Origin of the sequence: Oryzobacter telluris (assembly GCF_043099285.1) — a bacterium.
In the GTDB taxonomy this organism is placed as follows: domain Bacteria; phylum Actinomycetota; class Actinomycetes; order Actinomycetales; family Dermatophilaceae; genus Oryzobacter; species Oryzobacter telluris.
The window spans coordinates 2,307,929-2,334,397 of the sequence record NZ_CP170723.1; the positions used below are offsets into that span (position 1 = coordinate 2,307,929).

The window sequence follows — 26,469 nt, forward strand, 5'->3', positions numbered from 1 at the left end:
TGTCGGCGCCCTCTCCTACCGTGGGGGACGTGCGGCTGATCCACACCTCCGACTGGCACCTGGGGCGCGCGTTCCACCAGGTGGGGCTCCTCCGCGCCCAGGCCGCCTACCTCGACCACCTCGTCGAGGTCGTCCGCGCCGAGCGGGTCGACGCCGTGCTCGTCAGCGGCGACGTCTACGACCGCGCGATGCCGGCCCCCGACACCGTCGAGCTGCTCTCGCAGACCCTCGAGCGGCTCGTCGACGCCGGGGCGCAGGTGGTGCTGTCCAGCGGCAACCACGACTCCGCCATCCGGCTCGGGTTCGCGTCGGGGCTGCTCGAGCGGTCCGGGGTCCACATCCGCACCTCGGTCCACGACGTCGGCCGCCCGGTCGTGGTCGGCGGCGTCGCCGTGCACCCGCTCCCCTACCTCGAGCCGGCGCTCGTCGCCGACGCCCTCGGGACCACCGACCGCACGCACGCCGGGGTGCTGCGCGCCGCGATGGACCGCGTGCGCACCGACGTCGCCGGCCGCGGGGGTCGCTCGGTCGTCATGGCGCACGCGTTCGTCACCGGCGGCGCCACGAGCGAGTCCGAGCGCGACATCTCGGTGGGCGGCGTGTCCGCCGTACCCCCGGGGGTGTTCGAGGGCGTCGACTACGCGGCCCTGGGCCACCTCCACGGGCGGCAGGAGGTCGCCGAGGGTGTGCGGTACAGCGGCTCGCCGGTCGCGATGTCGTTCAGCGAGTGGCGGCACCGCAAGGGCAGCCTGTTCGTCGACCTGTCCGGGGAGACGCCGGTCGTCGAGCACGTCGACGCCCCCGTCGAGCGCCCGCTCGCGGTGCTGCGCGGCACGCTCGAGGACCTCGTCACCTCCTCCGCCCACACCGGCGCCGAGGCCGCGTGGTGCCAGGTCACGCTCACCGACCCGCTCCGGCCGCTCGGCGCCATGGACCGCGTCCGTGCCCGCTTCCCGCACACCCTCGAGCTGCGCTTCGAGCCCGAGGGCGCCGGGGTGCCGCTGCGCCCGTACGCCCGCCGGGTCGAGTCACGCTCCGAGGTCGACGTGTGCTGCGACTTCCTCGGCCACGTGCGCGGCGGTCGCCCGGCCACCGACGACGAGCGCTCGCTGCTCGCCGAGGCCGTCGAGGCCACCCGGGTGGCGCGCGGCGTCACCGACGAGGAGGGCGTGGCCCGCACCGCGACCGAGGGGGCGGCGTGAGGCTGCACCGCCTCGAGGTCGAGGCGTTCGGGCCGTTCGCGGGGAAGGTCGAGCTCGACCTCGACGCCCTGTCCGGCGCCGGGCTGTTCCTCGTCCACGGCCCCACCGGCGCGGGCAAGACCAGCCTGCTCGACGCCGTCTGCTTCGCCCTCTACGCCGACGTCCCGGGCGCGCGCAGCAAGCGCGGCCTGCGCAGCGACCACGCCGCCCCCGAGGCCGTGCCGTGCGTGCGCCTCGAGCTCACCGTCGGCGGGCGCCGGCTGCGCCTCGAGCGCTCCCCCGAGTTCCAGCGGCCCAAGAAGCGGGGCACCGGCTCGACCAAGGTCCAGGCGCGCGTCGTCCTCGAGGAGCGTCGCGGACGCACCTGGGTGGCGCTGAGCACGCGCAACGACGAGGTCGCCGACCTCGTCAAGGACGTCGTCGGCCTCGGGCTGGCCCAGTTCGCCCGGGTCGTCCTGCTCCCCCAGGGCGACTTCGCGGCGTTCCTGCGCGCCACGCCCGAGGAGCGCCGCGAGGTGCTCGAGCGGCTCTTCGACATCTCGGTGTTCGCCGACGTCGAGGCGTGGCTCGCCGAGACCCGCCGCACCAGCGGGTCGGCGCTCGACGCCGCGCGGCGCGAGCTGTCCGCCGACCTCGCACGGCTCGAGGACGCCCTCACGGGTGTCGCCGGCACGGTCGACGACGGCGCCGTGCCGGCCGATGACGACGCCGCGTCCCACGAGGTCGCCGGCGCCCTGTCGCAGGCGCCCGTGGCCACCGTCCCGGCGCGTCTCACCGAGATCGCCGAGGCCCTGGAGGTCCGGCTCACCACGGCCCTGGCCGACGTCGACGCCGCCGAGGGCGCCGACCGGCTCGCCCAGGAGGCCGTGCTGTCAGCCACCCGTCAGGCCGACCTCGCCCGTCGTGCCCAGCGGGCCCGCCTCACCCTCGCCGAGCTCGACGACGGCGAACCCGGGCACGCCTCCCGCGTCACCGCGCTCGAGGCCGCCACCCGCGCGGCCACGCTCGGCGGCCACCTGGCGGCGGTCCGCCGCGCGGCCACCGAGGTGGAGCAGGCTCGGGCCGTCGTGGGCCGGCGGACCGCCGCGCTCGCGGCCCGCGGCCTCCAGGCGACTCCCGACCGGGCCGCCGACCTCGCCGACCGGGTCCACGCCCTCGACGCCACGGTCACGGTCCTGGAGTCCGCCACCCGCACGGCCCTCACCCTGCGGCAGCGGCTCGACGACGTCGTCACCCGCCGCCAGACCGCCGAGCACACCGTCACCGCGGCGTCCACGGCCCTGGATCAGGCCGCCCCGGAGGTCGAGCACCTCACCGCCGAGGTCCAGCGTCTCGCTGCAGCCGCCGAGCGGGTCCCCGGGCTCGAGCTCGCCCTGGCCGGCCACGAGGAGCGGCTGCGCACGCTCGCCGCCGTCGAGGCCGACCTCGCGGCGCACGACGCCCTGGCTCCCGACCTCGTGGCGCACCGCGACGTCGTCCTCGCCGCCCAGAGCGTCCTGCTGACCCTGCGCCAGCGACGGCTCGACGGCATGGCCGCCGAGCTCGCCGCCGACCTCGACGACGGGGACGCCTGCCCGGTCTGCGGATCCGCAGAGCACCCGCACCCGGCGTCCACGGCGGGGCACGTCACCGCCGACGAGGTCGCGCGGGCCGAGGCCGACCTCGACGGCGCCCGGGAGGCCCTGGCCGTCATCGAGTCACGCGCCACGGCCCTGCTGTCGGCCGTCGAGACCCGCCGGTCGGCGCTGGGCGACGCCACCCGCGCCGACGTCGAGGCGGAGGTCGCCACGGCGGTCCTCACCCTGGCCGAGGCCGGCGCCGAGCGGGACCGCGCGCACGAGGCAGCGCTGCGTCTCGCCGACCTGCGCACGCGCGTGTCCTCCCTGGCCACGGCCCGCGACCGCGCTGCTGCCGACACCGAGTCGCTGGCGCACCAGGCCGGGCAGCTGACCGCGGAGGCGGCCGACGTCACGGCCGCACTCGCGGACGCGGTCAGCGCTCATTCCGAGTGCCCCTGCGGCACCGCCGATCCCGCCTCGCACACCGCCACGGCCACCGCCGTCGACGCCCTCGTGCGCGAGGTGGAGGTCGCGACCTCCGCCACGGCCAGGCACGACGCGGCCCACAACGCCTTGCTCACCGCGGTCGAGGAGGCCGGCTTCGCCGACCCCGCCGACGCCGCGTCGGCCGCACTGCCCGCCGCCGACCTCGAGCGCCTGCGCCGGGTGGTCGTCGCGCACGACGACGCCCGGGCCACCGCGCGGGCCGTCCTCGACGACCCCGAGGTCGTGGCCAGCCTCGACCAGCCACTCCCGGACGTCCCCGCCGCCGAGGCGACCGCCCGTGCGGCGCGCCAGGCGGTCGTGAGCGCCTCCACCCACCGGGAGGTCCTCACCCGCGCGGTGCGCGTGCTCGCCCGGCTGCGTCCCTCCCTCGAGCAGACCTGCGAGCGGGTCGCCGCGCTCGACGAGCGCCACGCACGGGTCCGCGACCTCGCCGACGTCGCCGGCGGCCTCGGCCCCGACAACACCCTGAAGATGCGGCTGACCTCGTTCGTCCTCGCCGCGCGCCTGGAGAAGGTCGCGGCCCTGGCCAACGAGCGACTCCAGGTGATGGGCGCCGGCCGCTACGTCCTCGAGCACTCGGACGAGCGCGCGGCCGGTGGCGCGAGGTCGGGCCTGGGGCTGCGCGTCCTCGACCAGTGGACCGGGCGCACCCGCGAGACCACCACCCTGTCCGGCGGCGAGTCGTTCATGGCCTCGCTCGCCCTCGCCCTCGGGCTCGCCGACGCGGTCAAGGAGGAGGCCGGCGGGCACGACCTCGCGACCTTGTTCGTCGACGAGGGGTTCGGCAGCCTCGACGACGACAGCCTCGAGGAGGTCCTCACCGTCCTCGACGGACTGCGGGAGGGCGGCCGCGCCGTCGGCGTCGTCAGCCACGTCGCCGACCTGCGGGCCCGCATCCCCCACCAGGTGGTCGTGCGCAAGGGCACCGACGGCAGCACGGTCGAGGTCCGCACCGCCGCCGGCACCCAGCACGTCGCCTGAGGCGTCAGTCCTCGAAGGCCTCCGGCGAGGGGCACGAGCACACGAGGTGCCGGTCGCCGTACGCGCCGTCGATGCGGCGCACCGGCGGCCAGTACTTCGACGTCGGCTCCACGCCGTCGGGGAAGGCGGCGGTCATCCGGTCGTAGCCGACCGACCACTCGCCGGCCAGTGACTCGGCCGTGTGGGGTGCGCCGCGCAGGACGCTGTCGGCGGCCGACACCGCGCCCGAGCCGACCTCGTCGATCTCGCGGCGGATGGCGATCATCGCGTCGCAGAAGCGGTCGAGCTCCTCCTTGTCCTCGCTCTCGGTGGGCTCGACCATGAGGGTGCCGGCCACCGGGAAGGACATCGTCGGCGCGTGGAACCCGTAGTCGATGAGCCGCTTCGCGACATCGTCGACCGTCACGCCGGTCTCCTTGGTCAGGGGACGCAGGTCGAGGATGCACTCGTGGGCGACGAGGCCGTCGTGGCCGGAGTAGAGCACCGGGTAGTGCTCACGCAGCCGGGCCGCCACGTAGTTGGCGTTGAGCACGGCCACCTCGGTCGCGCGACGCAGCCCCGCCCCGCCCATCAGGCGGACGTAGGCCCACGAGATCGGCAGGATGCTGGCCGAGCCGTACGGCGCCGCCGACACCGGTCCGACGCCGGTCTCCGGGCCGGCGGCCGGGTCGAGCGGGTGGTTGGGCAGGAACGGCGCGAGGTGCTCGCGCACGCCGACCGGGCCCACCCCGGGGCCGCCGCCACCGTGCGGGATGCAGAACGTCTTGTGCAGGTTCAGGTGCGAGACGTCGGCACCGAACTTGCCCGGGCGGGCGACCCCGACCAGGGCGTTGAGGTTCGCGCCGTCGACGTACACCTGGCCACCGGCGTCGTGGACCATCGCGCACAGGTCGGTGATGGTGTCCTCGAAGACGCCGTGCGTCGACGGGTAGGTGACCATGATCCCGGCGAGGTCGTCGCGGTGCTCCTCGACCTTGACCTTGAGGTCGTCCATGTCGACGTTGCCGGTGATCGGGTCGGTCTTGACGACGACGACCTTGAGCCCGGCCATCACCGCGCTCGCCGCGTTCGTACCGTGCGCGCTCGACGGGATGAGGCACACGCGCCGCTCCCCCTCGCCGCGCGAGCGGTGGTAGGCCGCGATGGCGAGCAGGCCGGCGAGCTCGCCCTGGGACCCGGCGTTCGGCTGGAGCGAGACGGCGTCGTAGCCGGTGATCTCGCACAGCCAGCCGCTCAGCTCGTCGACGAGCCCGCGGATGCCCTCGGTCTGGTCGAGCGGGGCGAACGGGTGCGCCTCGGCGAACTCGGGCCAGGTGACCGCGACCATCTCGGTGGTGGCGTTGAGCTTCATCGTGCACGAGCCGAGCGGGATCATGCCGCGGTCGAGCGCGAAGTCGCGGTCGGAGAGGCGGCGCAGGTAGCGCAGCATCGAGGTCTCGGAGTGGTGCGTCGCGAAGACCGGGTGGGTCAGGAAGTCGGACGTGCGGGTGACCGCCTCGGGCCACTCGGGGCGCGCCACCTCGACGTCGCGGGTGACGGCCACGCCGAACGCCTTGCAGACCCGCTGGAGGTCGACGTGACCGGTGGTCTCGTCGACGCTCAGCTGCACGGTGTCGGCGTCGACCTTCCACAGGTTCACGCCGGCCGCGAGGGCCTGGGCCACGACGTCGTCGGCCCGCCCGGGGACGCGCGCCCTCAGGGTGTCGAAGTACGCGCCCTCGACGAGCTCGACCCCGCCCTCGCGCAGCGCACCGGCCAGGGCGGTGGCGTGGGCGTGCACACCGAGCGCGATCGCCCTGAGCCCGGCCGGCCCGTGGTAGACCGCGTACATGCTCGCCATGACGGCGAGGAGCACCTGGGCGGTGCAGATGTTGGAGGTCGCCTTCTCTCGACGGATGTGCTGCTCGCGGGTCTGCAGCGCGAGCCGGTAGGCGGGGGCGCCCACGACGTCGAGGGAGACGCCGACGAGGCGGCCGGGCATGGTGCGCTCGAGCCCCTGGCGCACGCTCATGTACCCGGCGTGCGGGCCGCCGAAGCCGACGGGGACCCCGAACCGCTGGGTGGTGCCGATGGCGACGTCGGCGCCCCACTCCCCCGGCGGCGTGGCCAGGGTGAGGGCGAGCAGGTCGGCTGCGGCCGTGACGAGCGCCCCGGCCTCGTGGGCGGCGTCGGTGAGGGCGCGCCAGTCGTGGAGGCGGCCGTCCATCGCCGGGTACTGGACGACGACGCCGAAGACGTCGGCGCCACCGGCGGCGCCGCGCAGCTCGTCGGCGGAGGAGACGCCCGTGAGGTCGGCCTCGACCACCGGGATGCCCAGCGGCACGGCGCGGGTCCGGATGACGGCGAGGGTCTGCGGGAAGACCTCGGTGTCGACGACGAGGACGGCCTCGGCGGACGCCTTGGACGAGCGACGCATCAGGGTCATCGCCTCGGCGGCCGCGGTGGCCTCGTCGAGGAGGGAGGCCCCGGAGATCGGCAGGCCGGTGAGGTCGGAGACGACGGTCTGGAAGTTGAGCAGGGCCTCGAGGCGACCTTGGGAGATCTCGGGCTGGTACGGCGTGTAGGCCGTGTACCAGGCGGGGTTCTCCAGGACGTTGCGCTGGACGACGGCGGGCACGAGGGTGCCGTAGTAGCCGAGCCCGATCATCGAGGTCACCCGGCGGTTGCGGGCCGCGACCTGGCGCAGCTCGGCGAGGACCGCCGCCTCGGAGGCGGCCGGCTCGATGTCGAGGGCCTCGGCCCCGCGGATCCCGCCGGGAACCGCGGTGTCGATGAGGTCGTCGAGGGACGAGCGCCCGACGACGCGCAGCATCTGCTCGACGTCGTCCTCACGGGGGCCGATGTGACGGCTCGCGAAGGCGGGCAGGGCGGTGGGGGGCGTGCTCACGAGACTCCTCGGGGACGACGGTGCGAACGTCTCCCCCTCTGTCACACCGGGGTGCGGTGCTCCACAGGTGCCTGGTCCGTGCAGTCCTTTGCGCCTGAGAGGTTCCGGGGAGGTTTGCCCCTTCGGCGCCCCGGCGACCTGCGCCGGGGACTCTCCCGCACGGTGTGAGCGGCAGGGTCGAATCTACCACCGGCGCGGCGTCGAGACCGTCCGGGAGACCACCACGGACCACCCGGCGTGGCGGGTGGGTCAGGTGCGTCGGTCAGGCGAGGCGGGCGGCGCGACGGGCGCCGAGCTCGTCGCCGGCCTGGATCGGGAGGGCGCCGCCCTCGTGCTCGGCGCGCTCGCTCGGCAGGGCCGCGAGCTCGCCCTCGACCTCGCGCCAGACCTTGCCGACGGCGATGCCGAAGACACCCTGGCCACCCTGGAGGAGGTCGATGACCTCGTCGTTCGAGGTGCACTCGTAGACCGAGGCGCCGTCGCTCATCAAGGTGATGCCGGCGAGGTCGTCGACCCCGCGCGAGCGGAGCACGGCGATGGCCACGCGGATCTGCTGGAGCGAGACCCCGGTGTCGAGCAGGCGCTTGACGATCTTGAGCACGAGGATGTCGCGGAAGCCGTAGAGGCGCTGGGTGCCGGACCCGCCGGCGGGGCGCACCGAGGGCTCGACGAGACCGGTGCGGGCCCAGTAGTCGAGCTGGCGGTAGGTGATGCCGGCCGCCTTGCAGGCGGTCGGGCCGCGGTAGCCGACCTCGTCGTCGAGCTCGGGGAGGTCACCGGCGAACAGGACACCCTGTGCCGGAAGGGGGCTTCCCCCGGACTTCCGCGCTTCTCCGCTGGAGACCACGCCTACCTCCTCGACTCGCCGTGTCAGGCGACTGTACGCCTCCAAATGACACCGACGTCACTTGTTCGCCACTGGTGTGACAGGTGTGACGGTAGGGGCGGGTGTGACTCGGGTCAACGACCCTCGACCCTCCACGCTCACCGGCGTGTCGCGGATCGACCCCGCAGGGTCAGGGACCGGTCTCGGTCTCCGTGTCGAAGTCGTCCGCGGAGACCTGGTCGAGAAACTCCTTGAACTTCTCGACCTCGTCGTCCTCGGTCTCGTTCATCTCCACGCCGGCCTCGTCGAGGAGCGACTCCTCGGCGACGATCTCGGCGCCTGCGCGCAGCGCCAGGGCGATGGCGTCCGACGAGCGCGACTCGATGTCGGTGCCGCCCGCCTCGGCCCCGCCGTCGAGGTCGAGCATCGCGTGGAAGACGCCGTCCTTGAGCGCGACGATCCGCACGCGGGTGAGCTCGTGGCCGAGCTCGTCGATGACGTTGCGCAGGAGGTCGTGGGTGAGCGGCCGCGGCGGCACGACGCCCTGCTGGGCGTAGGCGATGGCGGTGGCCTCGGCGGCCCCGATCCAGATCGGCAGATAGCGGTCACCGTCGCGCTCGCGCAGCAGCACGATCGGCTGGTTGGTCGGCATCTCGACCCGCACACCGAGCACGTCCAGGACCTTCACCCCCTCACCGTACCTCTCCACCCTGAGCGAGTCCCGCACGCACCAGCGCCGCGTGGAGGGACAGGCACAGGTGGGCCACCTCGGCGGCGTGCCGAGCCCCGTCGGCACCCCGGCGCGACCCCACCGCCTGCTCGACGAGACCGACCTCCCGGTCTGCGGCAGTACGGAACTGGCGCAGGTGGCGCGCCTCGATGCCGTACGCCGCCAGGCCCGCCGCGGCGCGTGCGACCCGCAGGTCGGCCTCGCCGTGGAGGCCGTCGGGACCGGGCCGCAGCAGCCCGTGCGCGACCAGGTCGGCGACCACCGCGGCGTCCATCCCGCTGGCGGTGGCGAGCTCGGCGGCGGTGAGGCGCAGGGCGCGCGCCGCCCCCTCCAGCTCGGCCGGCGTCGGCACCGCGGGGTCGGGGGCGGGCTCCGGAGGACGGGGGCGCAGGTCGGCGCCGTCGCCGGGGGTCAGCCCGCGGTCGAGGGCGTCGAGGTTGTCGCGGATGACCTTCAGCGGCCAGAAGAGGTCGCGCTGGGCGCGCAGGACGTACCGCACCCGCTCCACGTCATCGGCGGAGAACTGGCGGTAGCCCGACCCGGTGCGGGTGGGCGTGACCAGGCCCTCGGCCTCGAGGAAGCGGACCTTGGAGATGGAGACGTCCGGGAACTCATCGCGCAGGGAACGCACGACGGCACCGACGGTGAGCGGGCGGCTCGCCGCCTCCCTCGGCATCGCAGCGGTCAGGTCTGGCTGGCGTAGAAGACGAGCCGGAACTTGCCGATCTGGACCTCGTCGCCGGTCTTGAGGTGCGCCTCGTCGACGAGCTCGCGGTTGACGTAGGTGCCGTTGAGCGACCCGACGTCGCGGACGACGAAGCCACCGCCGGCGCGGGTGAAGACCGCGTGCTTGCGCGACACGGTGACGTCGTCGAGGAAGATGTCGCTGTCGGGGTGGCGCCCCGACATCACCTCGTCGTCGTCGAGGAGGAAGCGGGCGCCCGTGTTGGGACCACGCAGGACGACGAGGAGGGCGGTGCCGGAGCGAAGCGCCTCGACGGTGGCGAGGTCGGCCTTGGTGAGGACGTGGTCGGTCTCGGAGACCTGCTCGACCGTCTCGGCGCCCCGCACGGCCTGCAACCGCATCGTCGTCGGCTCGGGGACCTGGCGGCCCTCGCGCTCGTCACTCATGTCGACCTCAGTCTTCCGTCGTCGGGTCCCGGGGAGTGTCACGTCCCGGGGAGTGTCACACAGTAGATCACCCCGCGGGTCTTGCCCACCTCTTGGGGGACCGGGTGGACGGCGGCCGGACGGCGGGCGTCGTCAGGAGAGCTGGGCGGTGTACCCGTCGACGTCGAGCAGGGCCTCGACGTCCGCGGCGTCGGTGGGGCGCAGCTCGTACATCCAGCCCTCGCCGTACGGGTCGGTGTTGACGAGCTCGGGGGTGGCGTCGAGCGCGGGGTTGACCGAGGTGATCTCGCCGGTGACCGGGGCGTAGAGGTCGCTCACCGACTTGGTCGACTCGACCTCACCGCAGGTGTCGCCCGCCGTGACCGCGTCGCCGATGGCCGGGAGGCTGACGTACACGACGTCGCCGAGCGCCTCCTGGGCGAACGACGTGATGCCGATCCGCACGACGTCTCCCTCGGTGCGCACCCACTCGTGCTCGGCGGTGTAGCGCAGGCCGGCGGGGTACTCGAGGTCGCTCATGTCTCTCCTTGGTGGGGGGCGGTGCGAAGCGTGGGTCAGGGGGTGGTGGTGGGAACGGGGCGAGCGTACTGAGGTGGGGCGAGGGTCAGCAACGCGTCGACCTCGACCTCGTCACGGACCTGGACGTCGGTGGTGCCGCCGACCCGCCGGACGCTGGCCGTGACGCCGCCGGGGATCTCCATCGCACCGGCGAGGGTGCTGCCCTCGCCGATCGCCCGGATGACGTAGGGCGGGCGGACCGTGGTGCCCGAGACCGACAGGCCGCCGCTGACCTCGCTGAACCACGTGGTGGCCACGACGCGGACGTCGCCGACCTGGATCGCCTCGGCGCCGGCGTCGCGCAGCTCCTGGATGGTGTCGAGGACGAGCGGCGCGGTGACGGTGTCGGTGGGGTCGCCGATGGTGAGGACGATGCCGGGGCCCTTCGCCGGGGCGGTGCCCGCGAGGATGCCCAGGGTGTCGAGGCGCTCCTTGGCGGCGCGCTGCGCCTCGGCCTCGTTGGTCGACTGGCTCTGCAGCAGGGCCAGCGAGGACTCGAGCCCGCGGACCTCGTTGGCGAGGCGCTCGCCCTCCTGGTCGACGCCGGCGAAGATCCGGACCAGCTCGTCCTCGCGCAGGTTCTCCAGGCCCTCGATGGAGGTCTGCCGGACCTGGGTGATGATCGCGAACCCGAGGGCCCCGGCGAGCACCATCGCGAGCAGGTTGGCCCGGGTGGCCCGCGGCGACCCGGCCCGCAGCAGCCGTCGCCACGCACCCCCCTGGGGGGCGCGCGCGGTGGTCCGCACTGCCGCGTCCTCGACGGTGCGGTCGGGCGGGGTGAGGTCGGGGGCGTCGGTCATGCGTTGAACAGGTGCCGGCGGATGGCGGCGACGTTGGAGAAGATCCGCACCCCGAGGACGACGACGACGCCGGTGGACAGCTGGCTGCCGACGCCGAGCTTGTCGCCGAGGAAGACGATGAACGCGGCGACGACGACGTTGGAGAGGAAGGAGACGACGAAGACCTTGTCGTCGAAGATGCCGTCGAGGATGGCCCGGACCGCCCCGAACACCGCGTCGAGGGCGGCGATGACGGCGATCGGCAGGTAGGGCTGCAGCCAGACCGGGACGGTCGGCTGCAGGATCAGGCCGATGATGATGCCGAGCGCCAGGCCGATGGCCGGGATCACGACGGGCTCCCTTCGGGGACGGGGGTGGGCGACGGCGAGGCCGCCCCCTTCGGTGCGGCACCAGTATCGCCGGTGCGGGCGTAGCGGGTCGTGAGGCCCACGGCGGCGGGCACGGTGAGCTCGGCCTTGACCTCGGTGTCGACGCGCACGCCGAAGGTGCTCTTGAGCGTGGACAGGTAGGTGCCACCGGCCCCGTCGGCGAAGTCGGCCGGGAAGCGCTTCGGGTCCCCGATCGCGGTGATCGCGTAGGGGCGGGCCAGCGGGCGGTAGTCGACGATGATCGCCGAGCCCGCGAACCGGATGGCCGAGGTGGAGGTGAGGCGCTTGCCGTTGATGCTGATCGCCTCGGCGCCGGCCTCCCACATCGCGTTGGTGACGAACTGGAGGTCGCGGGCGAAGACCCTACCCTCGGCCGTCTCGTCGGTGGTGCCCTCGTCGGCCCCGGCCCCGGGGGCGTCGTCGAGGGTGAGGACGAACCCCGGCCCCACGAGCGGGATGGAGCCGACGGCGGCGGCGAGCTCGCGCCCGCGGGCGATGGCGGCGGCGTCACCGCTCAGCTGCTCGGACTCCCGGGCCGTGACCTCGGCCTGAAGGGAGGAGGCGCGCGCGGTGAGGTCGTCGACCTGGTCGCGCCGCTGCTCGATCTCGCGGATGAGGTCGGTGCGGGCCTGGCTGCGGGGCTCGTTGGCGGTGGTGAGGTTGTACGACGCGATGCCGACGACGAGGCCGATGAGCACCGTCGCGACGACGAGCCGTGGGGACCTCAGCGAGGTCGACCTCGGTAGGCCCGCGGCCTCCCGCTCGTCGGCCGAGGCGGCGTACCCGGGGTCGAGGGGGCGTTCGAGCATCGCGGTGAGCAGCGTCATCGACGCGTCGGGCCGGCGGCCCGACGGGGTGCGGACGGCGGGGCTCACGCGGCCACCGCCCTCCGGGCGGCGAGGAGGTGGCGCAGCTGGAGGGCGTAGAGCAGGCCGGCCACCCAGTACAGGACGGTCCCCCACCAGACGAAGCCCCAGCCGATCGGCTCGGCGATGCGGGCCGCCGTCCCGTCGCCGTCGGCGAGCAGGAGCAGCGGGAAGGCGTAGAGGAGGTTGAAGGTGGCCGCCTTGCCGGCGAAGTGCACCGGGAGGCCGACCCAGCCGTGCCGCTTGGCCACGAGGACGACGACCGCCATGAACGCCTCACGCGCGAACAGCACGGCGACGAGCCACCACGGGATGATGTCGCGCCACGCGAGCCCGAGCAGCGTGGAGACGATGTAGAGGCGGTCGGCGACGGGGTCGAGGACCTGCCCGACGCGCGACACGAGCCCGTAGTGGCGGGCGATCTTGCCGTCGAGGTAGTCGGTGATGCCCGAGCCCGCGAGCAGGATGAGGGCCAGCCCGTCGCGCTCGCTGAGGATCGCCCAGAGGAAGACCGGCACGACGAGCAGGCGCAGCGCGGACAGCACGTTCGGGACCGTGAGCACACGGCTGCTCACGGTCTCCTCGGGCGCCCCCGTCGACATGACGGTCACTGTATGCCGTGGCGCCTCGTGGGCCGGCAGCCGTCCTAGGGTGTCGCCATGGCTGACGCACTGCTCCGGGCCGACGAGGCCGAGCTGCGCCGCGACCGCACGAGCGTGAAGTGGTCGGCGTACCCGTCCGACGTCCTCCCGGTGTGGGTCGCGGAGATGGACGCCGCCCCCTGCCCGGCCGTGGTGGAGGTCGTGGCCGACGCCGTGCGGCGGGGTGACACCGGCTACGGGTGGGCGCCGCGGTACACCGCCGCCGTGGGGCGCTACGCGGCCGACGCGTGGGGCTGGGAGGTCGAGCCGGGCCTCACCCAGGTCGTCGCCGACGTGATGATCGGGGCCGCCGAGCTGCTCCGGCTGCTCACCGACGAGGGCGGTCCGGTCGTCGTCTCTCCCCCGGTGTACGACTCGTTCTTCGGCTTCGTCGACGCGATAGGGCGGCGGCGGGTCGACGCGCCGCTGTCGGCGGAGGGGCGGCTCGATGCCGCTGCGCTCGAGGAGGCCTTCCGGTCGGCGACCGCCTCGGGCGAGCGGGCCGCCTATCTCCTGTGCAACCCGCAGAACCCCACGGGAGTGGTCCACTCCCCCACCGAGCTCGCGACCCTGGCCGCCTTGGCGCAGGAGTACGGGGTGCGGGTCGTCGCCGACGAGATCCACGCGCCGCTGGTGTACCCGGGCGGGCCGGCGTCGTTCACGCCGTACCTCACGGTGGCGGGGACGGAGCGCGCGTTCTCGGTGTTCTCGCCGTCGAAGGGGTGGAACCTCGCGGGGCTGAAGTCGGCCCTCGTCATCGCCGGCTCCGGGGCGCGGGAGGACCTCGCGGGGCTGCACGAGGTGCACACCCACGGGTCGTCGCACCTGGGGACCATGGCGCACGTGGCGGCGCTGGACGACGGGCGCGAGTGGCTGGCGCAGCTCGTCGACGAGCTCGCCGCGAACCGGGCGCTGCTCGGGCGGCTGCTGGAGGAGCACCTGCCCGGCGTGCGGTGGCGGGTGCCGGAGGCCACCTACCTGGCCTGGCTCGACTGCCGGGAGCTCGGGCTCGGGGACGACCCGGCCCGGGTGTTCCGGGAGCGCGGGCGGGTGGCGCTGTCGTCCGGGCCGAGCTACGGGCGCGAGGCCGGTCGGGGGTTCGCGCGGCTCAACTTCGCCACCTCGCCCGGGGTCCTCGAGGACGCCGTGCGCCGGATGGCCGCCTCCCTCTGACCCAGTGGTGCGCGGGTCGAGGTGAAACCCAACCCTCTCGTGGTCGGTTTTCACCTCGACCGGCCGTGGGGGTGCGCCGGTCGAGGTGAAGGACGACGCTCTGGTGGTCGGTTCTCACCTCGACCCAGAGAGGTGTGGGCCGTCAGCGGCGCAGGGCCAGCCGGTAGCCCGATGCGCCCGAGACGAGGACGAGGCCCACCACCATCAGGCCGAGGCCGACGAACGCGGTGACCAGCGTCCCGCGGCCCGACGGCCTCGGCGCGGGCTCAGGCGTGGTCGACGTCGGATCCCCCATGGTGGGGAGCCTAGGGGCGCGACCGCCGCAGGGTGGCGAGGAAGAGGGCGCGCCCGTTCGGCACGGGACCTCGCTCGAGGTCGTCCAGGACGACGTCGTCCCCCTCGAAGACCCGCATGCCCTCGGCGTCGAGCAGCCACGGCGGACCGTCGTCGGGTGACTCGCCGGCCTCGCGGACCACCTGGACCGCGAGGAGGGTTCCGCCCGGGGCGAGCAGGGATCGGACCGCCGCCGCGGCCTCCTCCCGGACCACGGGCGGCAGCGCCTGCACCGTGAACACCTCGAGGACGAGGTCGAACGCGCCGACGAGGTCGTCGGGCAGGGCGAACAGGTCGGCGACCCGGTAGTCGACGACCGTGTCGGGATGCCGCCCGCGGGCGAGGTCGACGGCGCTGGCCGACACGTCGAAGGCGGTGGTCGCCCAGCCGCGCTCCGCGAGGTGCTCGGCATCGGCACCGAGACCGGCGCCGACGACGACGCCCCGGCGCCCTATGCCGTCGCCCTGGGCCGCGACGAGGTCGGCGACCGGCGGGTAGGGCTGAGTGCGGCTCCAGGGCGTGTCCAGCTCGTCGCGCGCCGCGGCGGACCACAGCTCCTCGAACCAGCGGGTCGGCTCCCCGTCGGCCGCGGCCGCCTGCCCGAGCCGGTCGGCGGCAGGTTCCCACGCGCGCTCGCTCATGCGGTCACGCTAGTGGGGCCGGCGTCTGGTGTCGCGGGACGCCGGACCTCGTACCGCGCCCACGTGCTGCCGTGCGCTCCCTGCGTCAGACCCGTCGGGTGCAGCTCGATCGGGGTCCCGCCGGGCGGCAGAGGTGCGCCGTCGACGAAGGTCGGGGTGCCCAGCCCACCGACGAGCACCAGCACAGTGACGATGTGCAGCTCCTCGACGAGGTCGGCGCGAACCAGGGCCCCGTTGATGCCGCCCCCTCCCTCGGTGACCACCGTCCGGGCGCCGAGGACGTCGCCCATCCGCTCCAGCGCGAGGGCGAGGTCGACGTGGTCCTCACCGACGACGAGGTAGCCGACGCCCAGCTCGCGCAGGTGCCGCAGGTAGCGGGTGGGGGTGGCCCGGCAGACCAGGACGAGGAGCGCCGTCTCGTCGTCACGCGGTGGTCACGAGGACGACGCGCGGTCGGCGCGGGGCTGGAGTCGTCATCCACGGCACGGTAGGCGCCCCGTCGGACACCGGGACGGGCCGACGAGTGAAGGGCCCGGCCGGATCGACTCCGGCCGGGCCCTTCGTGGTCGGGCTGACAGGATTTGAACCTGCGACCCCTTGACCCCCAGTCAAGTGCGCTACCAAGCTGCGCCACAGCCCGTGGCTCGCCCCCTCGCGGGAGCGTCGAAACCTTATCCCAAACCCACCGGGGCGACCCAATCGCCCCGGCGCCGTGGACGTCGGTCCACGGCGGGGTGGGTCAGCGGCGGGAGCGCTTCTCGCGCACCCGCACCGAGATCTCGATCGGGGTGCCCTCGAAGCCGAACTCCTCGCGCAGGCGACGCTCGACGAAGCGGCGGTACCCGGCCTCGATGAAGCCCGACGCGAAGAGGACGAACCGCGGCGGACGGGTGCCCGCCTGGGTGGCGAAGAGGATGCGCGGCTGCTTGCCACCGCGCACCGGGTGCGGGTGGGCCGCGACGACCTCGCCGAGGAACGCGTTGAGGCGTCCGGTGGAGATGCGGGTCTCCCACGAGTCGAGCGCGGTGTCGAGCGCCGGGACGAGCTTGTCCATGTGCCGGCCGGTGCGGGCCGAGACGTTGACGCGCGGCGCCCACGGGATCTGCACGAGGTCGCGCTCGATCTCGCGCTGGAGGAAGTGGCGGCGCTCCTCGTCGGTGAGGTCCCACTTGTTGTAGGCGATGACGAGGGAGCGGCCGGAGTCGATGACCTGCTGGATGACGCGGACGTCCTGCTCGGAGATCGTCTCGGACGCGTCGACGAGGACGACCGCCACCTCCGCCTTCTCCAGCGCGGTCTGCGTGCGCAGGGAGGCGTAGAAGTCGGAGCCGCGGGTCTGGTGGACCCGGCGGCGGATGCCCGCGGTGTCGACGAAGCGCCAGGTGCGCCCGCCGAGCTCGACGAGCTCGTCGACGGGGTCACGAGTGGTGCCGGCGACGTTGTCGACGACGACGCGCTCGTGCCCGACGAGCTTGTTGAGCATCGAGGACTTGCCGACGTTCGGGCGGCCGAGCAGTGCGACCCGGCGCGGACCGCCGCGCTCGTACGCCCCACCCATCTCGGAGAACTCGGGGAGCACCGCGAGGAGGGCGTCGAGGGCGTCACCGCTGCCGCGGCCGTGCAGGGCCGAGACGGGCCACGGCTGGCCCAGGCCGAGGTTCCACAGCGCCGCGGCGTCGGCCTCGGTGCGCTGGTCGTCGACCTTGTTGGCGATGAGGATGACCGGCTTGCCCGAGCGGCGCAGCAGCTTGACGACGGCCTCGTCGTCGTCGGTGGCGCCGACCATGGCGTCGACGACGAACAGCACGGCGTCGGCGAGCTCGACGGCGATCTCGGCCTGCTCGGCAACGCGCAGGTGGATGCCGGTGGCGTCGATGGCCCAGCCGCCGGTGTCGACGAGGGTGAAGTTCGTGCCGGTCCACTCGGCGTCGTAGGCGACGCGGTCGCGGGTGACGCCCGGGACGTCCTCGACGACGGCCTCACGGCGCCCGATGATGCGGTTCACGAGGGTGGACTTGCCGACGTTGGGACGCCCGACGACGGCCACGACGGGCAGCGGGCCGGAGTCGACCTCGGCGTCGAGGGCGTCGTCGCCGCGGTCGAGCAGGGCGCGGTCCTCGTCGCTGAGGTCGAAGTCGTCGAGCCCCACCCGCAGCGCGCGCTCGACGGCGGCGGGGTCCTCGGTCTGCGTCGTGGGGTCCTCGGTGCTCATCCCTCCATTGTCCCTCACAGCAGGGGGTGCCCCTGACCATCCCGGGTGCCGCTTCGGTCACCCGCTCCCCCACTCGCTACGGGGCAGGAAGTGCGGTGATCACGACACGTACTGCCCGGTAGCACGCACGTGGGGGGCGTGGGGTCAGTCGAGGAGGTCGGGCGGGACGTCGGTCGGCAGGGGGATGCCGTGGCGCTCCGCAGCCGCGTGAACGTGCGCGACGAGGGCGGTGCGGATCTGCTCGGTGGCGAGGTCGACCCGCGCCCGGCCGGGCAGCCCCTCGGGCAGGTCGAGCACCACCGGCGCCCCGAGGTCGACCACGAGCCGCGACCGGAACGGCGGCCACCACGCGGCGAGCTCGCCCGTGCGGCGGGTCCCCAGGCAGGCCGTCGGCACCACGGTCGCCCCCGACTGCAGCGCCAGCCAGGCCACCCCCTTGCCGGCCGTCGCGAGGTCGCCCCGCCCCCGGCCGCCCTCGGGGAAGATGCCCACCACTCCCCCACGCCCGAGCACCTCGAGGGCCTGGCCGAGCGCCTGCCGGTCGCCGCGACCCTGGTCGAGGGGGATCTGCCCGCTCGAGCGCAGGAGGTGCCCGATGAAGCCCTCGAACGTGCGGGCGAGGACGAGGAAGTGCGAGGGGCGCGGCGCCATCGCGAGGACGACCGCGCCGTCGAGGTACCCCGTGTGGTTGGCCGCGAGGATGACCGGCCCGCTCCGGGGCACCCGGTCGCGGCCGACCGCCCGGGCGTCGTACAGCAGCCCGACGAGGACCCGTCCGACGACGTGGCCCACCCGGGCCCGCCACGCGGCAGGGGCAGGGACCTCGTTCACGGCCCGGACCCGGGAGCGGCGGGGGTCACTCCGCCGTCTCGGCCGCGACGACGTCGAGGACGGCCTCGACGCTCTCGTCGAAGTCGAGGTCGGAGGTGTCGACGAGGACGACACCCTCGGCCGCCTCGGTGAACGAGGACACCGTGGAGTCGTCCCGGTCGCGGCGGACCACCTGGTCGCGGGTGGCCTCGACGGCAGCGGCGTCGACCGAGCCGTGCAGCTCGGCGGACCGGCGGCGCAGCCGGGCCTCCTCGGAGGCGGTGAGGAGCACCCGCACGCGGGCGTCGGGAGCGACGACGGTGGTGATGTCGCGGCCCTCGGCCACCACTCCCCCGGTCTGCTCGGCGGACCGGGCCATGAGGTCGCGCTGCAGGGTGCGCATGACGGCGCGCACGTCGAGGTTGGTCGCGACCGCGGAGACCGCCGTGCTCACCCGCGTGGTGCGGATGGCCTCGCCGACGTCGGTGCCCCCCACGGCGACGGTCGGGGCGCCGGGGTCGGTGCCGATGTCGAGGGGCAGCTCGCGCGCCGCACGGGCCACGGCCTCGCCGTCGGTGAGGTCAACGCCCTGCTCGAGGCACCACCAGGTGAGCGCGCGGTACATCGCCCCGGTGTCGAGGTAGCCGACGCCGAGGCGGCGGGCCACGGCCTTGGAGACGCTGCTCTTGCCGGAGCCGGAGGGGCCGTCGATCGCGATCGTCAGGGGTGCGGTCATGGGCCGGAAGCCTAGTGGCGACCTCAGCCGTGCAGGCGCCAGCCCCGGTCGGCCAGCGCCGACGCGAGCCCGGCGGCGGCCGCGGGCACGACGTCGACCTCCGCGACACCGAACGGCTGGCCGAGCCCGTGGTCGAGGTGGAACTCCTCGATGTTGGTGCCGATCGCGCCGATGTCGGCGAACAGGCGCCCCAGCTGGCCGGGCTCGTCCGGGATGAGGACGCGCACGGTCTCGTAGGAGGTCGGGGCGGCGCCGTGCTTGCCGGGGATGCGGGCGTGGCCGGCGTTGCCGGCGGCGATGGCCTTCGCGAGGGTCCCGCGGGCGCCGGGGGCGTCGGTGGAGGCGCTCAGCTCGTCGAGGGCGGCGACCACGCGGTCGAGGTCGGCGGCGAGGTCGGCGAGCACCGCCCGCACGGCCGGGGCGTTTCCCGCGAGGATCTGGGTCCACAGGCGGGGGTCGCTCGCCGCGATGCGGGTGACGTCGCGCAGGCCCTGGCCGGCCAGCGCCACCGCCTGCTCGTCCAGGCCCTCGAGCCGGGCCGCGACGAGGCTGGCCGCCAGCTGCGGGACGTGCGAGACCGCGGCGACGGCGGCGTCGTGGCGCTCGGCGTCGAGGACGCTGACCGCGGCACCGGCCGAGCGCGCGACGGCGGCCACGACCTCGGTGACCGCGGGGTCGGTCTCGGCCGTGGGGGTGAGCACCCAGGCCCGGCCGTCGAACAGGTCGTGCCGCCCGGAGACGGCGCCGGAGCGCTCGCGGCCCGCCATCGGGTGCGACCCGCAGTACCGCGACAGGTCGGTGCCGCGCTCGCGCAGCCCGGCCAGGACCGTGCCCTTGACCGACGCGACGTCGGTGACGGCGGCCCGCGGGAAGCGCGCCACGACCTCGTGGACGGTGGCGGCGGTGACGTCCGGAGGGGTCGCGACGACGACGAGCTCGGGGTCGAGGTCCTCCCCGGGCAGCCGCCCGGCACCGAGGTCGCGGGCCAGCGCCACGTGGGTGGGGCTGATGTCCTCGAGCGTCACGTCGTCGCCGGCGCGCGACAGCGCCAGGCCCAGGCTCGTGCCGACGAGCCCGGTGCCGACGACGTGGACGCGGGTCACAGGTCGGCCGCCCGGTAGAGCGCGCCGACCTCCGCGGCCGTGAGGTTGCGCCACTTGCCCGCCTTGGTCTCGCCGAGGTGGATCGGGCCCACCTGGGTGCGCACCAGGGTGATGACGGGGTGGCCGACCTCGGCGAGCATCCGCCGCACGATGTGCTTGCGGCCCTCGTGGAGGACGAGCTCGACGAGCGCCTTGCCGGGCGCGGAGTCCAGGACGCGGAACGAGTCGACCTGCACCGGCCCGTCCTCGAGGTCGATCCCCTCGCGCAGCCGCTTGCCGAGGTCGCGCGGGACCGGGCCGGGGATCTGGGCGAGGTAGGTCTTCAGCACGCCGTACCGCGGGTGCTGGAGGCGGTGCGCGAGCTCGCCGTCGTTGGTGAGCAGGAGCAGGCCCTCGGTGTCGGCGTCGAGGCGGCCGACGTGGAACAGGCGCTCCTTGCGGTTGCCGACGAAGTCGCCGATGTCGACCCGGCCCAGGTCGTCGCTCATCGAGGTGACGACCCCGAGCGGCTTGTTGAAGGCGAGGTAGACCCGCGACTCGTCGAGCTGCACGCGCACGCCGTCGACGTGCACGGTCTGGTTGGTGCGGATCCGCACGCCGAGCTCGGTGACGACCTGGCCGTCGACGTCGACGCGGCCCTGGGTGATGAGGTCCTCGCAGACCCGGCGCGAGCCGACCCCGGCCGCGGCGAGCAGCTTCTGCAGGCGCACGCCGTCGGGGTCGTGGACGTCGATGACCTCGCGGCTCACGGGCTTCTTGGGCTGGGTCGGCTGGCTGGGACGGGTCGTCCCGACGCCGAAGCGGTGGTCACGGGTGCCCTTCGAGGGCGAGGTGCCGCCGGTGCGGGGCCCACCGGCCTTGCCAGAGCCGCCGGGCCTGCCAGCGCCGCTGGGCTTGCCGGCGCCGCCCGCCCGGCCCGGACCACCGGGCTTGCCGGCGCCACGGCCGGAACCGGCACCGCGGCCTCCTCCGGTCGGACGACCACTGCCGCCGCCCTTGCCGGACGACGCTCCTCCACGACTCTTCGGCGGCGTCATGCGCGGCCTCCTTCGGCGATCTCGTCGAGCACGTCGACTTCGGGTAGGTACGGGGCGAGCGCAGGGAGGTCGTCCAGGCTCTGGAGACCGAGGCGCTCGAGGAAGTACGACGTGGTGCCGTACAGGGTGGCGGTGGACTCGGCGTCCTGGCCGAGCTCCTCGATGAGGCCGCGCGAGAGCAGCGTGCGGATGACGCCGTCGACGTTGACGCCGCGAACCGCTGCCACCCGAGAGCGTGACACGGGTTGGCGGTAGGCGATGACCGCGAGGGTCTCCAGGGAGGCCTGGGTGAGCCGTGCCTGCTGCCCGTCGAGGACGAACCGCTCGACCACCGGGGCGTACTCGTGCCGGCTGTACATCCGCCAGCCGCCGCCGACCTGGCGCAGGGTGAACCCGCGCGACTGCGCGGTGTAGCCCTCCTCGAGCTCGGCCAGCGCGGCCTCGACGTCGGCCACCGGCTGCTCCAGCGCGGACGCCAGCGAGTGGGAGCTCACCGGCTCGTCGACGACCATGAGGACGGCCTCGAGCGCCGCGTGGATGCCGCCCGGGAAGTCGGCGACGTCGAACGCGAGCTGCTCCTCCGGCGCCACGACGGCGGGCTCGGCCGCCTCGTCGGCGGGTGGGTGCTCGTGCTCACTCATCGGTGCTCTCCTGGGTCGTGTCCGTCGCGGGGGCGGCGTCGGGTGCCGCGTCGTCCTCCGGTGGCGGTTCGTCGAACTCGTCGGTGACCTCGATGTCGCCCTCCTCCGGCCCGGTCCAGCGGACCGTGAGCTCGGCGAGGGCCTCGGCCTGCTCGAAGGAGATCGCGGCCTCCCGGAACAGCTCGAGCAGGGCGAGGAAGCGGGCGACGACGACGAGGGTGGAGTCGGCGTCGGCGACGAGGCTGCGGAAGGACGCGACCCGCTCGCGGCGCAGCCGGTCGCCGATGACGACGGCCTGCTCGCGCACGCTGACCTGCGGGGCGTGCAGGTGGGCCAGCCCGACCGTGGGGACGGGCTTGGGCACGAGGGCCCGGGCCGCGATCATCGCGAGCTGCTCGGGCGTCACCGTCATGACGAGCTCGGGGAGCAGGGCGGCCACGTGCGGCTCGAGGGACGCCGTGCGCGGGTGCCGGCGCCCGGCCGTGGCCATCCGCTCCGCGAAGGTGTGGGCGATGTCCTTGAAGGCGCGGTACTGCAGCAGGCGCGCGAAGAGGATGTCGCGCGCCTCGATGAGCGCGAGGTCCTCCTCGTCCTCCGGCCCGGACTGCGGCAGGAGCCGCGCGGCCTTGAGGTCGAGCAGGGTGGCGGCGACCAGGAGGAACTCCGAGGCCTGCGAGAGGTCCCAGCCGTCGGGCTTGGCGCGCTCGGTGCGGATGTGCGCGATGAAGTCGTCGGTGACCTGGGCCAGCGCGATCTCGGTGATGTCGAGCTTGTGCTTGCTGATCAGCCCGAGGAGCAGGTCGAAGGGGCCGGCGAAGTTGTCCAGGCTCACCGAGAACGCCGTGGCCGGGGCCCGCCGCGTGAGGACGCCACCGGGCGTGACGTCGTGGTCCGGGACCGGAGCGGCGCCGCCCCCGGGATGGTCGGGGGGCGTCGTCATCGGTTCAGGCCGCCCCGCCGCGCGCGATGAGCTCGCGGGCCAGCTGCCGGTACGCATCGGCCCCCTTGTGGCTGCCGTCGTAGGTGGTGATGGGCTCGGCGGCCAGGGTGGCGTCGGGGAACTTCACGCTGCGCGAGATGACGGTGTGCAGGACGTCGTCGCCGAAGTGGTCGACGACGCTGGCCACGACCTCGCGCGAGTGCAGGGTGCGGCCGTCGTACATCGTCGCGAGGATGCCGTCGACCTGCAGGCGCGGGTTGAGCCGGTCGGTGATCTTCTCGATGGTCTCCACGAGCAGGGCCACGCCGCGCATCGCGAAGAACTCGCACTCGAGCGGGATGATCACGCCGTGCGCCGCGGTGAGGGCGTTGACGGTGAGCAGGCCGAGCGAGGGCTGGCAGTCGATCATGATGACGTCGTAGTCGTCCATGACCGGGCGCAGCACCCGCGCCAGGATCTGCTCGCGGGCGACCTCACCGACGAGCTGGACCTCGGCGGCCGAGAGGTCGATGTTGGCCGGGAGGACGTCGAGGTCGGCGACCTTGGTCTTCTGGATGACCGAGCGGACGTCGTGCCCGCGCTCGACGAGCAGGTTGTAGACCGTGACGTCGAGCTCGTTGACGTTGATGCCCAGACCGACCGACAGGGCCCCCTGCGGGTCGAAGTCGACGAGGAGGACGCGGCGCCCGACCTCGGCCAGGGCGGCACCGAGGTTGATGGTCGTCGTCGTCTTGCCGACGCCGCCCTTCTGGTTGCACATCGCGATGATGCGCGCCGGGCCGTGGGAGGCCAGCGGGGCCGGGACGGGGAAGTCGGGGAGGGGACGCCCGGTGGGCCCGACCTGGCCCGCGGTGCGGATCTGGAAGGCCGCCTCGGTGTCCAACGCTTGTTCTCCCCGGTGCCGGTGGTGCGATCGGTCAGCCTCGCGCTGATCGGGCACGACCCTATCAGCGGCGACGCGTCAGCCTGTGGATCACCGGGCCCGAGGGTGGCTGTCGGCGTAGACCTCGCGCAGCCGCTGCACCGTGACGAGGGTGTACACCTGCGTCGTGGTCACCGACGCGTGGCCGAGGAGCTCCTGCACCACGCGGACGTCGGCCCCGCCCTCGAGCAGGTGGGTGGCGAAGCTGTGCCGCAGGGTGTGCGGCGAGAGGTGCCCGCCGAGGTGGGCCCGCTCGGCACAGGCCCGCAGCACGGTCCACGCGCTCTGGCGCGACAGCCGTCCCCCGCGGGTGTTGAGGAACAGGGCGGGCGTGCCGCGGCCCTTGCCGGCGAAGGTCGGGCGCCCGCGCACGAGCCACGCCGAGAGGGCCTCTGCCGCGTAGGAGCCGAGCGGGACGATCCGCTCCTTGCCGCCCTTGCCGCGCAGCCGGACCACGCCCTCCTCCCCCAGCACGTCGTCGACGTCGACGCCGACGGCCTCGGAGATGCGGGCCCCGGTTCCGTAGAGGACCTCGAGCAGGGCGCGGTCGCGCAGCGAGGCCGGGGTGTCGCCGACGGACGCAGCGGTGAGGAGGCGCTCGACCTCGTCGACGCCGATGGCCTTGGGCAGCCGCGACGGCGGGGTGGGTGGGCTGACCCGGCGAGCCGGGTCGGCATCGAGGACGCCCTCGAGGGCGAGGAAGCGGTGCAGCCCCCGGACGGCGACGAGGGTGCGGCCGGCGGAGGTGGCGGCCAGCGGCGGGTGGTCGGCGTCGCCCTCGCGCAGCCGGGCCAGGAACTCGCTCACGTGGGTCTCGCGGACGTCCTCGGGGCGCTCGACCCCCTCGGCGGCGAGGTACGCGCTCCAGCGGGCGAGGTCGCGCCGGTAGGCGGCGAGGGTGTGGTGGGACAGGCCGCGCTCGACGTCGAGGTGGGTGAGCCACGCGTCGACGGCCCGCCCCACGGGGGTGGAGCGGGCCGTCGGCGTGCTGCGGGTGTCGGTCAGGACAGGGCCTCGTCGAGGGTGATGCTGTCCATGCCGAAGGCCTCGGCGACCGCGGCGTAGGTGATGTGGCCGCCGTGGGTGTTCAGGCCCAGCGCGAGGGCCTGGTCGGCGCGCGAGGCGTCCTGCCAGCCCTTGTCGGCGAGCTTGATCGCGTACGACATCGTCGCGTTGGTGAGGGCCCAGGTGGAGGTGTGGGGCACCGCGCCCGGCATGTTCGCCACGCAGTAGTAGATCGAGTCGTGGACCTGGAAGGTCGGGTCGGCGTGGGTCGTGGGGCGCGAGTTCTCGAAGCAGCCGCCCTGGTCGATGGCGACGTCGACGAGGACCGAGCCGGGCTTCATCTGGGCGACCATGTCGTCGGTGACGAGCTTGGGGGCCTTGGCTCCGGGGATGAGGACGGTGCCGATGACGAGGTCGGCACCGAGCACCTGCTCCTTGATCGACATCGCCGACGACGCGATCTGGGCGACGCGGTTGTCGTAGCGCCAGAAGCTCATCCGCAGCTTGTCGAGGTCGGTGTCGAGGAGGGTGACGTCGGCGCCCATGCCGAGCGCGATGTTCGCGGCGTTCTGGCCGGCGACGCCGGCCCCGATGACGACGACCTTGGAGTTGGCGACACCGCCGATGCCGCCCATGAGGACGCCGCGCCCGCCCTGCGCCTTCATCATCGAGTGCGCGCCCACCTGCGGCGCGAGGCATCCGGCGACCTCGGACATCGGGTAGAGCAGCGGCAGCAGGCCCGAGGGGAGCTGCACCGTCTCGTACGCGATGGAGGTGACCTTCTTGTCGACGAGCTCTTTGGTGAGCGGCTCGTCGGCGGCGAGGTGGAGGTAGGTGAAGAGGGTGAGGCCCTCGCGCAGGCGGTGGTACTCCTCGGCGACGGGCTCCTTGACCTTCATCACCATGTCCGACTCGCCCCACACGTCGTCGGCGGAGTCGAGGATGGTGGCGCCCTGGGAGACGTACTCCTCGTCGGTGATCGAGGACCCGAGCCCGGCGCCCTTCTGGACGAGCACGTCGTGCCCGCGGCGGACGAGCTCGTGCACGCCGACCGGGGTGATCCCGACCCGGAACTCGTTGTTCTTGACCTCGCTGGGGATGCCGACCTTCACGATTACCAAGCCCTGTCTGACTCGTCGGTGCGCCGGGCTCCGTTGCCTCGGCGGCCGCACCCGGTTGGGGCGCGGTGCGAGTCTAGACCCGGCCGCGCCACCGACCAGACCCCGGGAGACCCCCATGAAGCCGTACAGCGACCTGCCCGTCCGACGCACCCGACAGGTCCTCGCCGACCTGCTCGTCGTGGCCTGGGTGGTGCTCTGGGTGTGGGTCGGCAGGGCCGTGCAGGCGGCCGTGGCGACTCTCGCCGAGCCCGGCCGCGACCTCGCCGGGGCCGGCAGCAGCTTCCGCGGGACGATGACGTCGGCGGGCGACTCGGTCGACGACCTGCCGCTGCTCGACGACCGGATCGCCGAGCCGTTCCGGACGGCGGCGGGCGCCGGGGCGGGCATCGAGTCGGCCGGCAACGCCTTCGCCGACGGGGTGGAGAAGGCGGCGGTCGTCTTCGGGGTGGTGGTGGCCCTCGTGCCGGTCGTCGTCGTCCTGGTCTGGTGGCTCGTCGTGCGGCTGCGGTTCGCGCGCCGGGCGGGGGCCGCCCAGCGGTTCGTCGACGGCGCCCCCGACCTCGACCTGTTCGCGCTGCGGGCGATGGCGAACCAGCCGATGCCGCGCCTGGCCAAGGTGTCGCACGACCCCGCCGGGGCCTGGCGGCGCGGCGACCCCGAGGTGGTCCGCGCCCTCGCCACCCTCGAGCTGAAGGACTGCGGCATCAGGCCCCCCAAGCAGGTCACCCCCGCCTGAGGG

General features: G+C 74.1%; 27 protein-coding genes, 1 tRNA gene and 1 riboswitch. Of the genes, 4 read left to right on the forward strand and 24 right to left on the reverse strand.

All coding sequences use genetic code 11. The features are described 5' to 3' along the window. Positions 1-29: 29 nt before the first annotated feature. Entirely contained in the window at positions 30-1,202 is a 1,173-nt protein-coding gene (locus tag ACFLFB_RS10615) for an exonuclease SbcCD subunit D (RefSeq protein WP_392542143.1), read from the forward strand. Beyond that, the gene (locus ACFLFB_RS10620; protein ID WP_392542144.1) at positions 1,199-4,249 is read left to right on the forward strand and encodes an AAA family ATPase; all 3,051 of its coding nucleotides are present in this window, start codon (positions 1,199-1,201) and stop codon (positions 4,247-4,249) included. The genes ACFLFB_RS10615 and ACFLFB_RS10620 overlap by 4 nt, the downstream gene beginning before the upstream one ends. A gap of 4 nt (positions 4,250-4,253) precedes the next feature. Here ACFLFB_RS10620 and gcvP read toward each other — a convergent pair whose 3' ends face one another. The 10 genes from gcvP to ACFLFB_RS10670 form a co-directional block, all read right to left on the reverse strand. Next, the gene (gcvP, locus tag ACFLFB_RS10625) at positions 4,254-7,136 is read right to left on the reverse strand and encodes an aminomethyl-transferring glycine dehydrogenase (RefSeq protein WP_392542145.1); all 2,883 of its coding nucleotides are present in this window, start codon (positions 7,134-7,136) and stop codon (positions 4,254-4,256) included. A 71-nt stretch (positions 7,137-7,207) separates the two neighbouring features. Continuing rightward, positions 7,208-7,304: riboswitch (glycine riboswitch) on the reverse strand. Positions 7,305-7,398: 94 nt separating this feature from the next. Further along, positions 7,399-7,983 (reverse strand): MerR family transcriptional regulator, encoded by a 585-nt coding sequence (locus tag ACFLFB_RS10630; protein ID WP_392542146.1) that lies wholly within the window; start codon positions 7,981-7,983, stop codon positions 7,399-7,401. A 169-nt stretch (positions 7,984-8,152) separates the two neighbouring features. Next, on the reverse strand, positions 8,153-8,650 hold the full coding sequence (locus tag ACFLFB_RS10635) for a bifunctional nuclease family protein (RefSeq protein ID WP_392542147.1): 498 nt from the start codon (positions 8,648-8,650) through the stop codon (positions 8,153-8,155). 4 nt (positions 8,651-8,654) lie between these two features. Beyond that, positions 8,655-9,323 carry a MerR family transcriptional regulator gene (locus ACFLFB_RS10640; RefSeq protein ID WP_392542148.1) on the reverse strand — a complete coding sequence of 223 codons (669 nt, stop codon included), beginning with the start codon at positions 9,321-9,323 and terminating at the stop codon, positions 8,655-8,657. Positions 9,324-9,376: 53 nt separating this feature from the next. Beyond that, positions 9,377-9,823 carry an FHA domain-containing protein gene (locus ACFLFB_RS10645; RefSeq protein ID WP_392542149.1) on the reverse strand — a complete coding sequence of 149 codons (447 nt, stop codon included), beginning with the start codon at positions 9,821-9,823 and terminating at the stop codon, positions 9,377-9,379. Between the two features lie 132 nt (positions 9,824-9,955). Then, positions 9,956-10,342, reverse strand: coding sequence for a glycine cleavage system protein GcvH (gene gcvH / locus ACFLFB_RS10650; protein ID WP_392542150.1), 387 nt, complete (start codon positions 10,340-10,342; stop codon positions 9,956-9,958). A 35-nt stretch (positions 10,343-10,377) separates the two neighbouring features. Further along, positions 10,378-11,181 (reverse strand): DUF881 domain-containing protein, encoded by an 804-nt coding sequence (locus ACFLFB_RS10655; RefSeq protein WP_392542151.1) that lies wholly within the window; start codon positions 11,179-11,181, stop codon positions 10,378-10,380. Further along, positions 11,178-11,510 (reverse strand): small basic family protein, encoded by a 333-nt coding sequence (locus ACFLFB_RS10660; protein WP_392542152.1) that lies wholly within the window; start codon positions 11,508-11,510, stop codon positions 11,178-11,180. The genes ACFLFB_RS10655 and ACFLFB_RS10660 overlap by 4 nt, the downstream gene beginning before the upstream one ends. Continuing rightward, positions 11,507-12,424, reverse strand: a complete 918-nt coding sequence (locus tag ACFLFB_RS10665) for a DUF881 domain-containing protein (RefSeq protein WP_392542153.1) — start codon at positions 12,422-12,424, stop codon at positions 11,507-11,509. Before ACFLFB_RS10665 ends, ACFLFB_RS10660 begins: the two co-directional genes overlap by 4 nt. Further along, positions 12,421-13,017, reverse strand: coding sequence for a CDP-alcohol phosphatidyltransferase family protein (locus tag ACFLFB_RS10670; RefSeq protein ID WP_392542154.1), 597 nt, complete (start codon positions 13,015-13,017; stop codon positions 12,421-12,423). The genes ACFLFB_RS10665 and ACFLFB_RS10670 overlap by 4 nt, the downstream gene beginning before the upstream one ends. 57 nt (positions 13,018-13,074) lie before the next feature. On the opposite strand from ACFLFB_RS10670, the gene ACFLFB_RS10675 reads away from it, so the two are divergent. Continuing rightward, the gene (locus ACFLFB_RS10675; protein ID WP_392542155.1) at positions 13,075-14,229 is read left to right on the forward strand and encodes a MalY/PatB family protein; all 1,155 of its coding nucleotides are present in this window, start codon (positions 13,075-13,077) and stop codon (positions 14,227-14,229) included. Positions 14,230-14,371: 142 nt separating this feature from the next. On the opposite strand, the gene ACFLFB_RS10680 is transcribed toward ACFLFB_RS10675, so the two are convergent. From ACFLFB_RS10680 to ald, 14 genes are all read right to left on the reverse strand, one after another. After that, positions 14,372-14,524: a hypothetical protein gene (locus ACFLFB_RS10680; RefSeq protein WP_392542156.1), complete on the reverse strand. Its 153-nt coding sequence runs from the start codon at positions 14,522-14,524 to the stop codon at positions 14,372-14,374. Between the two features lie 10 nt (positions 14,525-14,534). Beyond that, positions 14,535-15,203, reverse strand: a complete 669-nt coding sequence (locus ACFLFB_RS10685; protein ID WP_392542157.1) for a class I SAM-dependent methyltransferase — start codon at positions 15,201-15,203, stop codon at positions 14,535-14,537. Then, positions 15,200-15,604 carry a dihydrofolate reductase family protein gene (locus tag ACFLFB_RS10690; protein ID WP_392545413.1) on the reverse strand — a complete coding sequence of 135 codons (405 nt, stop codon included), beginning with the start codon at positions 15,602-15,604 and terminating at the stop codon, positions 15,200-15,202. Before ACFLFB_RS10690 ends, ACFLFB_RS10685 begins: the two co-directional genes overlap by 4 nt. A 162-nt stretch (positions 15,605-15,766) precedes the next feature. After that, positions 15,767-15,843 (reverse strand) — tRNA-Pro (locus ACFLFB_RS10695). Between the two features lie 99 nt (positions 15,844-15,942). Beyond that, positions 15,943-17,415: a ribosome biogenesis GTPase Der gene (gene der / locus ACFLFB_RS10700; protein ID WP_392542158.1), complete on the reverse strand. Its 1,473-nt coding sequence runs from the start codon at positions 17,413-17,415 to the stop codon at positions 15,943-15,945. Positions 17,416-17,559: 144 nt separating this feature from the next. Further along, entirely contained in the window at positions 17,560-18,246 is a 687-nt protein-coding gene (locus ACFLFB_RS10705; RefSeq protein ID WP_392542159.1) for a lysophospholipid acyltransferase family protein, read from the reverse strand. Positions 18,247-18,271: 25 nt separating this feature from the next. Beyond that, a complete protein-coding gene (gene cmk / locus ACFLFB_RS10710) occupies positions 18,272-18,961 on the reverse strand; it encodes a (d)CMP kinase (RefSeq protein WP_392542160.1) in 690 nt (229 codons plus the stop codon). A gap of 23 nt (positions 18,962-18,984) precedes the next feature. Beyond that, positions 18,985-20,064, reverse strand: a complete 1,080-nt coding sequence (locus ACFLFB_RS10715; protein ID WP_392542161.1) for a prephenate dehydrogenase — start codon at positions 20,062-20,064, stop codon at positions 18,985-18,987. Further along, positions 20,061-21,101: a pseudouridine synthase gene (locus ACFLFB_RS10720; protein WP_392542162.1), complete on the reverse strand. Its 1,041-nt coding sequence runs from the start codon at positions 21,099-21,101 to the stop codon at positions 20,061-20,063. Before ACFLFB_RS10720 ends, ACFLFB_RS10715 begins: the two co-directional genes overlap by 4 nt. Beyond that, complete coding sequence (scpB, locus tag ACFLFB_RS10725; RefSeq protein WP_392542163.1) at positions 21,098-21,742, reverse strand: SMC-Scp complex subunit ScpB; 645 nt, start codon at positions 21,740-21,742, stop codon at positions 21,098-21,100. Before scpB ends, ACFLFB_RS10720 begins: the two co-directional genes overlap by 4 nt. Further along, entirely contained in the window at positions 21,735-22,682 is a 948-nt protein-coding gene (locus tag ACFLFB_RS10730; RefSeq protein WP_392542164.1) for a segregation and condensation protein A, read from the reverse strand. The genes scpB and ACFLFB_RS10730 overlap by 8 nt, the downstream gene beginning before the upstream one ends. A 4-nt stretch (positions 22,683-22,686) precedes the next feature. Then, complete coding sequence (locus ACFLFB_RS10735; RefSeq protein WP_392542165.1) at positions 22,687-23,565, reverse strand: ParA family protein; 879 nt, start codon at positions 23,563-23,565, stop codon at positions 22,687-22,689. Positions 23,566-23,655: 90 nt separating this feature from the next. Next, positions 23,656-24,567, reverse strand: coding sequence for a site-specific tyrosine recombinase XerD (gene xerD, locus ACFLFB_RS10740; protein ID WP_392542166.1), 912 nt, complete (start codon positions 24,565-24,567; stop codon positions 23,656-23,658). 38 nt (positions 24,568-24,605) lie between these two features. Continuing rightward, positions 24,606-25,721, reverse strand: coding sequence for an alanine dehydrogenase (gene ald, locus ACFLFB_RS10745; protein ID WP_392542167.1), 1,116 nt, complete (start codon positions 25,719-25,721; stop codon positions 24,606-24,608). A 124-nt stretch (positions 25,722-25,845) separates the two neighbouring features. On the opposite strand from ald, the gene ACFLFB_RS10750 reads away from it, so the two are divergent. Next, the gene (locus ACFLFB_RS10750) at positions 25,846-26,466 is read left to right on the forward strand and encodes a hypothetical protein (protein ID WP_392542168.1); all 621 of its coding nucleotides are present in this window, start codon (positions 25,846-25,848) and stop codon (positions 26,464-26,466) included. Positions 26,467-26,469 lie beyond the last annotated feature (3 nt).